This is a genomic window from Mesorhizobium sp. B2-3-5 (assembly GCF_006442395.1).
Lineage (GTDB): Bacteria > Pseudomonadota > Alphaproteobacteria > Rhizobiales > Rhizobiaceae > Mesorhizobium.
Genome location: NZ_VFVX01000004.1, coordinates 70,723 through 83,394, shown reverse-complemented (window position 1 = coordinate 83,394; position 12,672 = coordinate 70,723). Strand labels below are relative to the sequence as shown.

General features: G+C 63.5%; 12 protein-coding genes. 3 read left to right on the top strand and 9 right to left on the bottom strand.

The features are described 5' to 3' along the window. The first annotated feature begins 59 nt into the window (after positions 1-59). Positions 60-482 carry a VOC family protein gene (locus tag FJ958_RS06820; protein WP_140740938.1) on the top strand — a complete coding sequence of 141 codons (423 nt, stop codon included), beginning with the start codon at positions 60-62 and terminating at the stop codon, positions 480-482. A 149-nt stretch (positions 483-631) separates the two neighbouring features. Here the strand turns inward: FJ958_RS06820 and FJ958_RS06815 are convergent, their stop codons facing one another. Then, positions 632-2,107, bottom strand: a complete 1,476-nt coding sequence (locus tag FJ958_RS06815) for a cobyric acid synthase (protein WP_140740936.1) — start codon at positions 2,105-2,107, stop codon at positions 632-634. After that, the gene (locus tag FJ958_RS06810) at positions 2,107-2,721 is read right to left on the bottom strand and encodes a dimethylsulfonioproprionate lyase family protein (protein ID WP_140740934.1); all 615 of its coding nucleotides are present in this window, start codon (positions 2,719-2,721) and stop codon (positions 2,107-2,109) included. Before FJ958_RS06810 ends, FJ958_RS06815 begins: the two co-directional genes overlap by 1 nt. A 144-nt stretch (positions 2,722-2,865) precedes the next feature. Here FJ958_RS06810 and FJ958_RS06805 point away from each other — a divergent pair, with 144 nt between their 5' ends. Together FJ958_RS06805 and mmsB are read left to right on the top strand one after the other, a co-directional pair. Then, on the top strand, positions 2,866-4,032 hold the full coding sequence (locus tag FJ958_RS06805) for an isobutyryl-CoA dehydrogenase (RefSeq protein WP_140740932.1): 1,167 nt from the start codon (positions 2,866-2,868) through the stop codon (positions 4,030-4,032). Between the two features lie 25 nt (positions 4,033-4,057). Continuing rightward, positions 4,058-4,942, top strand: a complete 885-nt coding sequence (gene mmsB / locus FJ958_RS06800; protein ID WP_140740930.1) for a 3-hydroxyisobutyrate dehydrogenase — start codon at positions 4,058-4,060, stop codon at positions 4,940-4,942. Between the two features lie 281 nt (positions 4,943-5,223). On the opposite strand, the gene FJ958_RS06795 is transcribed toward mmsB, so the two are convergent. From FJ958_RS06795 to FJ958_RS06765, 7 genes are all read right to left on the bottom strand, one after another. Then, positions 5,224-5,868 carry a cytochrome c oxidase assembly factor Coa1 family protein gene (locus FJ958_RS06795; RefSeq protein WP_140740928.1) on the bottom strand — a complete coding sequence of 215 codons (645 nt, stop codon included), beginning with the start codon at positions 5,866-5,868 and terminating at the stop codon, positions 5,224-5,226. A 115-nt stretch (positions 5,869-5,983) separates the two neighbouring features. Beyond that, the gene (locus FJ958_RS06790) at positions 5,984-6,346 is read right to left on the bottom strand and encodes a hypothetical protein (RefSeq protein WP_140740927.1); all 363 of its coding nucleotides are present in this window, start codon (positions 6,344-6,346) and stop codon (positions 5,984-5,986) included. Positions 6,347-6,477: 131 nt separating this feature from the next. Further along, complete coding sequence (locus FJ958_RS06785; protein ID WP_140740925.1) at positions 6,478-7,857, bottom strand: aspartate aminotransferase family protein; 1,380 nt, start codon at positions 7,855-7,857, stop codon at positions 6,478-6,480. A gap of 50 nt (positions 7,858-7,907) precedes the next feature. Then, on the bottom strand, positions 7,908-8,048 hold the full coding sequence (locus FJ958_RS06780) for a capsid protein (RefSeq protein WP_140740923.1): 141 nt from the start codon (positions 8,046-8,048) through the stop codon (positions 7,908-7,910). A 69-nt stretch (positions 8,049-8,117) separates the two neighbouring features. Next, the gene (locus FJ958_RS06775) at positions 8,118-10,181 is read right to left on the bottom strand and encodes a prolyl oligopeptidase family protein (RefSeq protein ID WP_140740921.1); all 2,064 of its coding nucleotides are present in this window, start codon (positions 10,179-10,181) and stop codon (positions 8,118-8,120) included. Positions 10,182-10,260: 79 nt separating this feature from the next. Further along, positions 10,261-11,421, bottom strand: coding sequence for an MFS transporter (locus tag FJ958_RS06770; protein WP_181176310.1), 1,161 nt, complete (start codon positions 11,419-11,421; stop codon positions 10,261-10,263). Beyond that, on the bottom strand, positions 11,421-12,602 hold the full coding sequence (locus FJ958_RS06765; protein WP_140740917.1) for an MFS transporter: 1,182 nt from the start codon (positions 12,600-12,602) through the stop codon (positions 11,421-11,423). The genes FJ958_RS06770 and FJ958_RS06765 overlap by 1 nt, the downstream gene beginning before the upstream one ends. Between the last annotated feature and the right edge of the window lie 70 nt (positions 12,603-12,672).

The window sequence follows — 12,672 nt, the reverse complement described above, 5'->3', positions numbered from 1 at the left end:
GACGCTGGAAGGGCCTTCGCCCACAGTGGCATCGACCAATCCAACCGAAGGAGATCGATATGACCGACAGCACCGAACCACCCCGCCTCTACCCCGCCCTGCGCTACAGAAATGCGGCGAAAATGATCGACTGGCTGTGCGAGGCCTTCGGTTTCAGCGTCCGAGCCCGCTATGGCGAAGGCGATGTCGTGCACCATGCGGAACTGGTGTTCGGCTCGTCCATGATCATGCTGGGCACCGTGCGCGACGACGATTACGGCAAGATGGTCGGGGAGCCAGGTTCCGGCGGCGGCAAGTCGATCTATATCGCCGTCGACGATGCCGATGCCGCCTACACCAGGGCAAAGAGAGCCGGCGCCACGATCATCCAGGAACTGACCGACCGCGACTATGGCAGTCGCGAATTCATCTGCCGCGACCCCGAAGGCAATGTCTGGTCCTTCGGCACCTATTGGCCGAAGGCCGGCGAGAAAAAGGCCTGAGCAAACCTAAGGCGTGCTGAGATTCAGGTCAGGCCGAGCCGAAAATGACGGGTTCCGAGAACCGGAGCGAAGCTACTTGAAGTACGTGAGCACCGGAAGCGCAGGAAACCGGCGTTTGCAGGCCGGCATCACCTGAATATCGGCGCGCCTCAGCGCGCCAGGGCGAAAATCGCATCGCAGTCGAGATGGGTCTCCAACTCGGCCGCGACCTCGTCCAGCGCCCGCTCGACCTCGGCCCGGTAGTCGATGCCGCCACCCTTGATGCCCAGGCTTTCGAGAAATTTTCCTCGAAAGCCGTCGGCGCCGAACAGGCCGTGCATATAGGTGCCGATCACTTTGCCATTGGCCGAGATCGCACCATCCTCGACGCCATTGATGATCGCCGACGGCCGCGCTGTGTCCGGGCCGGTGGTGCGGCCGAGATGGATTTCGTAACCCTCGAGCGGCAGGTCGAACGGGACGGATCGCGCGCTGACATTGCGCACGGTCTTCTCCGGCTCCATCACCGTTTCGATGTCGAGCAGGCCGAGCCCCTCGGCCTCGGTGACGCGGCCTTCGATACCATCGGGATCGCGCACCATACGGCCAAGCATCTGAAAACCGCCGCAAATGCCTACGATATGGCCGCCCCGCTTGCGGTGCGCCAACAAATCGCGATCCCAGCCATTCTCGCGGAATTTCAGAAGATCGCCGATCGTCGACTTGGAACCGGGAATAACCACCAGTCCCGCGTCCTGTGGCAGCGGCTTCCCAGGCGGCACGAACACCACTTCGACCTGCGGTTCGGCCTTGAGCGGATCAAGATCGTCGAAATTGGCGATGCGGCCAAGCATCGGCACCGCCACCTTCAGCGCGCGCGCCTCGCCGGACGCAAGCCGCTCGAGCACCACTGAATCCTCAGAGGGCAGCCTTGCCGCCGCCTTCAGCCACGGCACCACGCCAAAACAGCGCCATCCGGTGAATTTCTCGATCGCCTTCAGACCATCGTCGAACAGCGATACATCGCCTCGGAATTTGTTGATGAGGTAACCCACGATCATGCGTCGGTCCTCTTCCGGCAGGATCAGATGGGTACCGGCAACCGAGGCGATGACACCGCCGCGGTCGATATCGCCGACCAGCACAACCGGCACATTAGCACGCGTGGCAAAGCCCATATTGGCGATGTCGCGGCTCCTCAGATTGATTTCGGCCGGCGAGCCGGCACCCTCGACGATGACAAGGTCCGCGTCCTCGCCGACCTTCGCCCAGGAATCGAGCACCGCGTCCATCAGTCGGCCCTTCAGCGCCTGGTAGTCGCGCGCCTTCGCCTCGCCGAACACCTTGCCCTGCACGATGATTTGCGCGCCGACATCGGTCTGAGGCTTGAGCAGCACCGGGTTCATATGGACGGACGGCGCGACGCCGCAAGCGATTGCTTGCAGCCATTGCGCACGGCCGATCTCGCCGCCGCCATGCCTGTTGTCGCCGGGAATGTCGGCGACCGCGGCGTTGTTCGACATGTTCTGCGGTTTGAACGGCCGCACCTTCAGGCCGCGTTTTTTTGCGGCGCGGCAGAGGCCGGCAACCAGCACCGTCTTACCGACATCCGAACCCGTGCCTTGCAGCATGATCGCCCTGGCCATCAGTTCCGGCCCTGCGTCGCGGTTCCGGTGATCGTGGATTTCTGCGCCAGCGGCCCGCCGCGCCAGAGGTAGAGCGCCAGCAGCGGCTCCTTGCCCGTCCGCATGGCGTGGTTGACGTTGGAAGCGTGGTGGACGACTTCGCCGGCTTCCCGCTTGCGAAAGCCGCCCTCGCCCATGCGCCACTCTGTGCCACCGGTCAGCGGAATATAAATCTCCTCGGCGACATGATGGTGGTCGGGGTAGACGATATCGGGTCCGAGGATCAGCAGGCCGGCGGCCACTTCGTCATTGGCGAAATGGCCACGCGTACCGAACATTTCCAGCCAGCCGTAATTGTCGATGAAGGCCTTGCCGAAATCAGCCTCCGTGTAGGTCTGCCCCCAATGCAAATCGTTGCGCTGCCGCGCCAGCAATTGCACCAATGGCTTCGCATCCGGCGGCCTCAGTTCGGCGGCGCGATCGAGATGGCGCAGACAGCCGAGCGTATGCGGCTCCAGTGCGCGGGCCGGCATGTCCCAGCCAATGCGCGCCACGGCGTCTCGCACCAGGGCATCGTTCACCGAAGCGAGATAGGCGCGGAACTGTTCGAGCAGTTCGCCGAATTTTGTCGTCACATCTGGCTCCGAACATGCATTGATGCACAGCCGCTCCGCGATCGGTTGGGTTGCGCGGCGGCATCATTGGTCTAGATTGGTGCGCGCGCAAAGCCAAAAACGACAGGCCAGCGGGCTAGCTGGCCAGCATATAGGGAGCACGCCATGGACGCCGCGGTCGATGCGAGCACCAGCCAATTCGAACTCAACGAGGAACAGCGCGCCATCCAGGAGATGGCGCAGGCCTTCGCGGCCGATCGCGTCGCGCCGAACGCGCTCGACTGGGACCGCAGGAAACATTTCCCCGCCGACGTAATCCGCGAAACCGGGCCGCTCGGCCTCGGCGGCATCTATATAAGGGATGATGTCGGCGGCTCCGCGCTCGGCCGACTCGATGCCGTGCTGATCTTCGAGGCGCTATCGCACGCCGACCCGGCCTTTTCGTCCTTCATCTCGATCCACAACATGGTGGCCTCGATGATCGACCGCTTCGGCAATGAAGAGCAGCGCCAGCGCTTCCTGCCCAAGCTGACCTCGATGGAATGGCTGGCGAGCTACTGCCTGACCGAGCCGGGCTCGGGATCGGATGCGGCTGCCCTGAAGACACGCGCGGTGAAGAGCGGCGGCGACTACATCCTCAACGGCGCCAAGCAATTCATCTCCGGCGCCGGCGACAGCGACCTTTATGCCGTCATGGTGCGCACCGGTGCCGACGGGCCGAAAGGCATTTCCACCGTCATCGTGCCGAAAGACGCGCCCGGCCTCTCCTTCGGCGCCAACGAGCACAAGATGGGCTGGCACATGCAGTCGACGCGCCAGGTCATCTTCGAGGATTGCAAGGTGCCGGCCGAAAACCTTCTGTCGGGTGAAGGCGCCGGCTTCGGCATCGCCATGGCCGGCCTCGACGGCGGCCGGCTGAACATCGCCGCCTGTTCGCTGGGCGGCGCGCAGTCGGCGCTCGACAAGGCGCTGTCCTACACGGCCGAGCGCAAGGCCTTCGGCTCGAAAATCAATCAGTTCCAGGCTTTGCAGTTCAAGCTGGCCGACATGGAGACAGAACTGCAGGCCGCGCGCATCTTCCTCTATGCCGCCGCCTCCAAACTCGACCGCAAGGCGCCGGATGCCGGCAAATGGTCCGCGATGGCCAAGCGCTTCGTCACCGACACCGGCTTCAACGTCGCCAACGACGCGCTGCAGCTGCTTGGCGGCTACGGCTACCTGCATGACTACGGCATCGAGAAGCTGGTGCGTGACCTGCGCGTCCACCAGATCCTCGAAGGCACCAACGAGATCATGCGCGTCATCATCGCGCGCGCCCTGATTGGCCGCTGACGACAGCAACTGCGGGAGAGAGACAATGACGACGATCGCCTTCATCGGCCTCGGCAATATGGGCAATCCAATGGCCGCCAATCTGGTCAAGGCCGGACATACGGTGCATGGCTTCGACCTGGTTCCGGAGAACCTGACCGTCGCGAGGGAGCACGGCGTCGTCGTCATGGCCAACGCGCCGGCCGCAGTGAAGGACGCCGACGTGGTCATCACGATGCTGCCGGCCGGCAAGCACGTGCTGTCGGTCCATGAAGACATCGCGCCGAAGGCCAGGAAAGGCGCGCTGTTCATCGACTCCTCGACGATCGACGTCGATTCGGCACGCAAGGCGCATGCCATCGCGGCGAAACACGGCCTGCTGTCGATCGACGCCCCTGTTTCCGGCGGCACCGGCGGCGCCACGGCCGGCACGCTGACCTTCATGGCCGGGGGCTCCGACGATGCATTCGCCACGGCCGAACCAATCCTCAAGCCAATGGCCGGCCGCATCGTCCATTGCGGCGGCGACGGCGCCGGCCAGGCGGCGAAGATCTGCAACAACATGATCCTCGGCATTTCGATGATCGGCGTCGCCGAGGCCTTCGTGCTGGCGGAGAAACTGGGCCTGTCGCATCAGGCGTTGTTCGACGTTGCCTCGACATCTTCAGGCCAGTGCTGGTCGCTGACCACCTATTGCCCGGTGCCCGGCCCGGTGCCCACCTCGCCCGCCAACAAGGATTACAAACCGGGCTTTGCCGCCGCCCTTATGCTGAAAGACCTGAAACTGTCGCAGGAAGCAGCACTTGGCGCGGGCGCGGTGACGCCACTTGGTGCTGAAGCGGCACAACTCTATGCCCTGTTCAACGCCCAGGGGCATGGCGGCGCCGATTTCTCCGGTATAATTAATTTTCTGCGCGGCACCCCTGCGTAACTAACGGATTTGATGGGCTTTTTCCTGATCCATCCGGCGGGACGGCCGTAAATTTAGATTTGCTTAAGCTCTCGATAACTCCGCGGTAACGATGTCCCTATAAAACGAATTGCGAGGCGGACATATCGCATCCGCCCGGCGCTCCGGATCAGGTCTCGCGTACCGGAGCCCGTAGGTTTCGCCAAGTGTTGAGTAGCGAAACGCCATGCGTATCTGGCAAAGCCGCGTTCCCGACGGAGCGCGGTTTTTGCATTTCCGCCGCGCCTGATCCGGGCTGGAGCCTATATTCCGATCGCGGCGTTCGGGATCGGCACGTGATCTTCATTGGTCAACACGATCGGCGCATCGAAACCGTCCACCCTGATCACGAGCAGGCGCATGCTCCATATGCCTGCATTGCGAACCAGGTGGGAGAACACTGTCCCCTTGCCCTTGGCGCCGTGAACGGGAATGCTGAACTGGGCATCGCCCGCCCCATTCGCATTGACGTTGAGATGGCCGCCGACCCAGAAATTGTCGGTCACATCGTCACCAATGGCGGCCTTCACACGGCCGTCGGCGCGAATGGCATCCATGGTCATGTGATAGGCACCATTACCTTTGAGCATAAACGGGACGCTGCCGACCATCGTCGCGCAGCCGCCTATACTGACCACCCAGACGGCAAGGCCGGCGATTGCCCAGTTGCGCTGCGTCCTGCGGAATTGTTCCGCATCGCGCCAGGTCCTGTTCTGCCAGGCCCAGCGGCTGCCGCGTGCCCCAAGCACGAAGATCATGATGAGGTTGACGACCGGGATCAGCGCCAGCAGAGCGATGAAAGTGTTGTTGCCGATGCCCCAGATCCAGTTGAGGAAGAAGGCGCCCCAATTCCAGCGATCGAGCTTGGCCGGGATTTCGGCTGGCTGATTGAGCGGTTGTGCTGCCATGCTGTCTCCCGTCGGTGCGTGTGCCGACCGGTTTTAAAGCAACTCCAGGAAAAGTGTGAAACGGTTTTCCGCCCGGAATCGTGCCAACGCAAAAATCAAGGTCCGCCGCCCCGTTTCAAGCCTTTGACGAAAGCCGGCGAAAATTCGCCTTCACCGCCCGGCTGGCCGGCTTCAGCGCGGCGCTGATCGACCGTTCAGCCGCGACGCCGTTGAGCAGCGACGGTGTGTGGCCGGAAAGAACCTCCGGCCAGAAACGGGACGCCGACTGCAGAAAAGACATTTGCGCCGCAACCGCGCCCTCGGCCATTGCGACGGTCTTCTCGGTGACCGCCCTTGCCGTCTCCGCGCTCCAGGGCTCGCCGCTCCGGGCCTCCATGGCCATCAGTGGCAAGCGCATCATCGCCACCATCGGCGCCAGCATCAGGCCCGCGCCGATGCTGTTCGCTTCCTGCACGCGTCGACGTCTGGTCTTTCTCATGGAAGCCCCCTTTGCGGCCGGATCGACCGCCGCTCACACTACGCGCCAAAAGTGAGATCGTTCCCTGGCCAGGATGGTATCTTCTCGATACCGGGCGTCTCCTTGGAGAAACGCCCGGTCGAGCCTCGCTCTTACCGCTTGCGCAGATCCGCCTGTGCCAAATCCAGCGCTTTGCCGATACGTTCGCAGGCCATGTCGATGGTATCGCGGGTCCAGATCAGCGGCGGCGACAGGATCATCGTGTCGCCGGTGGCGCGCAGCATCATGCCGTTGGCGATCGCATGGTCGCGCACCGTCACCGCGGCACTTCCCGACGGCAGGAACCTTTCCTTGGTTGCCTTGTCCTGGACGATTTCGATCGCGCCCATCAGTCCGATCGAGCGCACTTCGCCAACCAGATCATGCCCGGCAATACGCTCTTGCAGAGCCTTGGCGAAATAGGGCCCGGTGTCGTTCCTGACGCGGTCGACAAGGCCTTCCCGTTCGATGATCTCCAGGTTCTTCAACGCCACGGCGCAGGCCACGGGGTGACCCGAATAGGTGTAGCCGTGATTGAACTCGCCACCCTTCTCGACCAGCGTCGAGGCAATGCGATCGCCGACCAAGAGTGCCGACAGCGGCTGGTAGCCCGAGGTCAACGCCTTTGCCGTGGTGATGGTGTCGGGCTCGATGCCGAAGGTCTGCGCGGCAAACCACTCGCCCGTGCGGCCGTAGCCGGTGATGACCTCGTCCAGCATCAACAGCACATCGTATTTGCGGCATATGCGCTGCACTTCGGGCCAGTAACTGGCCGGCGGGATCTTGACGCCGCCCGCGCCCATCACCGGCTCGCCGATGAATGCCGCGACCTTGTCGGCGCCGGCCTCGATGATCGCATCCTCGACCGATTTGGCCGCGCGCAGGCCGAAATCATGATCGCTCTCGCCCGGCAGCGCCAGTTCGTAGGCATAGGGCATCATCACATGGACGATGTTGGGCACGGCCCCGTTGAGCTGCTTGTGCATGGCATCCATGCCGCCGAGCGAGGTGCCGGCGATGGTCGAGCCGTGATAGGCCATCTTGCGCGAGATGACGCGGTTCTTCTCCGGCTTGCCCTCCAGCGCCCAGTAATGGCGCACAAGACGCAACGCGGTGTCGTTGGCCTCCGAACCGGATGACCCATAGAACACCTGGTTGACATTGCGTGGCGCGATTTCGGCCAGCTTCTTCGACAACAGCACCGGCGTCGGCGTCGAGCATTTGAAAAAGGAATTGTAGTAAGGCAATTCCTTCATCTGGGCATAGGCGGCCTCGGCCAGTTCGTCGCGGCCATAGCCGATGTTGACGCACCACAGGCCGGCCATGCCGTCGAGCAGTTCCGCCCCTTCGGAATCGTAGATGAACGGGCCGTTGGCGTGGGTGATGACGCGCGAGCCGGCATCGCGCAATTCTTTGTGGTCGGTGAAGGGATGCAGGTGATGCGCGGCGTCGATCTGCTGAAGCTGCTTCAGCGAATAATTTTGATAGGTCATGTCTGGATCTTTCCTCTGGATTCAATCCGGCTGGCGCCGGGGCGAATGCATCAGAGGCTGGCAGGCGGCGAATAGCCGATGCGGGCGCACAGCCGCAAAAGCTCGGCACGCAGCGTGCGCGGTGACGGTGTCACCGCGACCCTGAATGCGCGAGCCCCAACTGCGCTGACCGATATCCTGACGAGAGCCATGGACCGGCACCTTAGAGCAAACGCTGGTCGACGTGAACCACCCTTCGCTTGGCCCATGAGGGAATGTGTCTAAGCCGTGCCGCTCAGCGCCCTCTGCAGGAACACGTATTTCATCGCCGTCTGCGCGGCTTGTGGCCGGCGGTCACCGCGCCCGCCGTGGCCGCCCTCGGTCTCCTCGAAGAACAGCGCCTTTGCATGACCGGCTTCTTGCATCCGCGCCGCCATTTTGCGCGCATGGCCGGGATGGACGCGATCATCGGCGGTCGAGGTGGTCAAGAGCACCGGCGGATAAGCGGCATCCGCCGTCACATGCTGGTAGGGCGAATAGGCGGAAAGCCATTTCGCGTCTTCCGGCTTCGACGGATCGCCATATTCGGCCATCCACGAAGCACCCGGCGGCAATTCGGTGTAGCGCAGCATGTCGAGTAGCGGCACCTCGACGATGACCGCGCCGAAAAGCTCGGGATGCTGCGTCAGGGAAACGCCGGTCAGCAGGCCGCCATTCGAGCCCCCCTGGATGCCGAGCGAGGCAGCCGTGGCGATGCCGCGCCTGACGACATCCTCAGCCACAGCGGCAAAGTCATCGAAGCCGTTCTGGCGCTTGCCTTTCAGCGCCGCCTGATGCCAGGCCGGCCCGAACTCGCCGCCGCCACGAATGCAGGCCTGCACATAGGCATTGCCCTTCTCCAGCCACAGCCTGCCGCGCACGCCGGCATAGCCGGGCAGCAGCGGCACTTCGAAGCCGCCATAGCCATAGAGCAGCGTCGGCACCGGGCCCTTCTGGTCGCGACGCCTAACGACGAAGTATGGGATCATCGTACCATCCTTCGAGCGCGCCTCGAACTGCTCCGAGATCAGCGGCGAGGCATCGAAACGCGCCGGCTGCGACTTCACCGTCGCAAGCGTCTTGCCATCGTCATCGGACCAGATGATCGAACTCGGCGTCAGGAAATCGGTGAAGGAGAAGGACACGCTGGAGCCGAAATGCTCGGCATGGCTGATGCCGACGGTGCCGTTTTCAGGCAGTGGGACGGGCTTCAGCGACCAAGCGCTGTCCTTGCGCTGGCAGACGAGCACCTTACCCCGCACATTGTCCATCAGGCTGATGAACAGCCGGTCCTGCGTTCTGGCGAGCCCGGCAATCGACACGCGATGTGCCGGCGCCAACAAGGTTTCGATGGCGCCAAAACCGCCGGTTTCGATCCAATGCGCGAAGTCGAGCGAATAGAGCCCGTCGGGCTGGCACACCGTGCTGTCCGGCGCCGTCCAGGGCGTGCGCACTCCGAACACCAGCTGATCCTTGAAAAGTGCGGTGTCGGTGACGTCGTCTGGCAGCGGAATGCGCCTGTTTTCGCCTGATGGGAGATGCAGGAAACTGTGCGATGCGAAGAAATTGAGCGTCCGCGCCAAAAAAAGATGACGCTTGTCGCCGTCGAACTCGACGCCGGCGCCAACCGCGAGATCCTCGGTCTTTCCCTCGAAGATCGGCGTCGCGTCTTCAAGTTTCGTGCCGCGCTTCCAGAGTTTGACCACGCGCGGATAACCGGATTCGGTCTTGTCCGCGTCCTCGAAGGCCGCCGAGACGATGACCGTGTCCTTGTCCAGCCAGCCGAAACCCGACTTAGAGGCCGGTGCGTGAAACCCACCTTCGATAAACGATTTGGTATCGATGTCGAATTCGCGCATCTCGCTGGCGTCGCCGCCATCCGGCGACATCGAGAGCAGGCAGCGGCTGAAGTCAGGATAGAGCCGGCTGGCGCCGCTGAACACCCACTTTATCCCCTCCTTCGCCGCGAGCTGGTCGAAGTCGATGATTGTCTCCCACTCAGGCTTGTCGGTCTTGTAGGAAGCGACCGTCGTGCGGCGCCACAGGCCGAGCGCATTGGTCTTGTCCTGCCAGAAATTATAGACATGGCCGGCGATGGCCGCACCGACAGCGATGTTGTCCTCGGCCGTCATCAGGTCGAGCGCCGTCTGGAACGACGCCTGATAGGATGGATCGCCCTGCAGTTCGCCAACCGTGATCTCGTTCTGGCGGTGCACCCAGTCAAGCGACTGCTTGCTCGTCCTGTCCTCCAGCCAGAGGAAGGGGTCTTCATGAGCGAATTCTGGCTTGGCGATGGGCTTGGTCATGGAATCTCCGATTGCTTCGGCATGCAACATCGACATGCCATGTCCGATATTCAATAGCTGCCGCATATCGGAAGAGGATTCAGGCCTTCCCAGGACCGATGACAGTGGCGAGCGCCAGTGCAAGGCAAAGCAAGCCAAGCGTGATCGGCAGGCCTGTGGCGCCGAGCACATCCATGGCGCTTCCCGCCACCGGCGGCACGGAAATGCCGCCAACGCCCCACATCAGCGAGAATGCGGCATTGCCGGCCACCAGTGTCGAGCCGCTAAAGCGCTCGCCGAGTTCGATGATCGACATGGTGTAGATGCCATAGGAAACAGCGCCCCAGATGAAGATCGTCGGCCATATCAGCGGCGTCTCGATGAGAAGCGGCAACAGCATGCATCCGAGCGTCGTGACAACGGTGCAGAAGAGCCGCACGAGCCGTGCGGTCAGCCTCTCCGCCAGCAGGCCAAGTGGCACCTGCATGGCGATGTTGCCGGCAATCATCACCGACAGCAGCGCCGACATGCGGGTTTCGGCGATGCCATAATGCGTGCCATAGACCGGCAGCAGCGCCAGGGACGCCTGCTCGAAGCCCGCCGCGACGATCACCGCAAACAAGAGCAGCCAGGCCAGCGGCACGAAGCCGAGGACCGAAACCTGGTGACCGGCTTCGTCCACCTTCGGCAGGCGCGGCAGCACCGAAGCCAGGCAGATGCCGCACAGCATGAAGGCGCAAATGCCGACGAGGAATGGCGGCCAGCCTTCCGTGCCGACGGCAAGCAGGCAGAGCGGGCCAGCGGCGAAGCCGGCCGAAATGATCGTCGAATAGACGCCCATGATGCGGCCGCGCCGCGCCGGCGGCGCCAATGCGATCACCCAGATTTCGCTCAGCACGTAGAGCGGGTTGGTCACCACGCCAATCAGGAAGCGCAGCAGAAACCAGAGATAGACATTCTGCGTCCAGCCGATCAGCGCCAGCACGACAGCCGAAAGTGCAGCACAAATGAGCGCCGTGCGCCCCGCCCCGAACCGCCGCGCCAGCCCTGGTATCAAAGGCGATGACAGGATGAAGCCAATCGGCGTCATGGCAGCCGACAGGCCGATCATCGCCGGCGAGACACCCTGCCGCTGCAGGATGAAGCTCAGCAGCGGATAGGACAGCCCTTGCGCGAGGGCGAACACGGAGACGGTCGCGATCACGCCGGTGATGGCGGCCCACTGCAGGGCTTCCTCGCCCTTGTCCGAACCCGCCACCATCAAGCCTTGCCGCTCTGGCGCGCGGACGAGCGATAGAGCGCGAAGATCACCAGCAAGGCGTCAAGGCCCGCGATCACCACGGGCAGGCCCAGCGGGCCGATGCCCTGCATCAGCAGGCCGGCGCCGGGCGGGCCGACAATGCCGCCGACGCCCCACAGCAAGGCGAAAGCCGCATTGCCGGTGACGAGCAGCGTGCCCTTGAAGCGGCTGCCGAGCTCGACCAGCGCCATCGTGTAGACGCCGTAGCCGACCGCGCCCATCACCAGCAGCACCATCCAGATCAGCGGCGTCATGATCAGCAGCGGCAGCAGGGCCGCGCAAATTGCGGTCGCCATGGCACAGGCCAGGATCATGGGGCGGCCGCCGAAGCGTTCGGCGAGCAGGCCAAGCGGGATCTGCAGCAGGATGTTGCCCAGGGACAGCGCCATCACCAGCGCGGCGAGCACGGCTTCCGGCAGGCCATAGCCGGCGCCGAAGACCGGAACCAGCGCATAAGTGCTTTGCTGGACGGCGGCCGACACCAGCACCGCCAGCAGCAGCGCCGGCGCCAGCCGGGCAAAACCGACAAAGCTGCCGGCCGGTTGCCCGTCGTCCTCGAAACCGGTGAGCCTTGAAGAGACAAGGCGCAGGATGACAGCGCAAAGCACGAAGCCGCCAATGCCGACGCTGAAGGGAGCCCAGCCTTCCGTCCCAACCATGGTCAGGGTGAAGGGACCCGCCGCGTAGCCGGCGCCCATCAGCGTGTTGAACACGCCCATCACGCGACCGCGCCGCGAGGGCGGCGCCAGCGACAGCGCCCACACCTCACCGAGAATGTAGAGCGGATTGATGACCACGCCGATCAGAAAGCGGATGACGTACCAGGCCACCCAGTTCTGCAGATAACCGATGCCCAGGAAGCACATCGCTCCGATCAGCGAGCAGCCGACCGCCAGCGTGCGCGCACCGACCAGCCGTACAGCCGCCGGCACGAACGACGCCGACAGGATCAGACCGAACGGCATCATCGCCGCCGACAGGCCGATCAATCCCGGCGACATGCCTTGCTTCTGCATCAGGAGCGTGAACAGCGGCGAGCTCAACCCCTGCGCGGCGCCGAACATGGCGAGTGCCGCGGTGACGCCGGCCAGCGCTGCCCACTGCGTTCCCGCTTCGCCTTCGCTCGAGCCGGTTGCGACCATTCCGTCAATCCATGTGAAGTGCCGGCTGACCTCCCGGCCGGCAAGGTCATTAGCTACTGGTTCGATCGGA

Coding starts and splice junctions, on each gene's coding strand:
- FJ958_RS06775 (WP_140740921.1), bottom strand. CDS start 10,181: ATGACCAAGCCCATCGCCAAGCCAGAATTCGCTCATGAAGACCCCTTC.
- FJ958_RS06820 (WP_140740938.1), top strand. CDS start 60: ATGACCGACAGCACCGAACCACCCCGCCTCTACCCCGCCCTGCGCTAC.
- FJ958_RS06780 (WP_140740923.1), bottom strand. CDS start 8,048: ATGGCTCTCGTCAGGATATCGGTCAGCGCAGTTGGGGCTCGCGCATTC.
- FJ958_RS06790 (WP_140740927.1), bottom strand. CDS start 6,346: ATGAGAAAGACCAGACGTCGACGCGTGCAGGAAGCGAACAGCATCGGC.
- FJ958_RS06765 (WP_140740917.1), bottom strand. CDS start 12,602: ATGGTCGCAACCGGCTCGAGCGAAGGCGAAGCGGGAACGCAGTGGGCA.
- mmsB (WP_140740930.1), top strand. CDS start 4,058: ATGACGACGATCGCCTTCATCGGCCTCGGCAATATGGGCAATCCAATG.
- FJ958_RS06815 (WP_140740936.1), bottom strand. CDS start 2,107: ATGGCCAGGGCGATCATGCTGCAAGGCACGGGTTCGGATGTCGGTAAG.
- FJ958_RS06795 (WP_140740928.1), bottom strand. CDS start 5,868: ATGGCAGCACAACCGCTCAATCAGCCAGCCGAAATCCCGGCCAAGCTC.
- FJ958_RS06805 (WP_140740932.1), top strand. CDS start 2,866: ATGGACGCCGCGGTCGATGCGAGCACCAGCCAATTCGAACTCAACGAG.
- FJ958_RS06770 (WP_181176310.1), bottom strand. CDS start 11,421: ATGGTGGCGGGTTCGGACAAGGGCGAGGAAGCCCTGCAGTGGGCCGCC.
- FJ958_RS06785 (WP_140740925.1), bottom strand. CDS start 7,857: ATGACCTATCAAAATTATTCGCTGAAGCAGCTTCAGCAGATCGACGCC.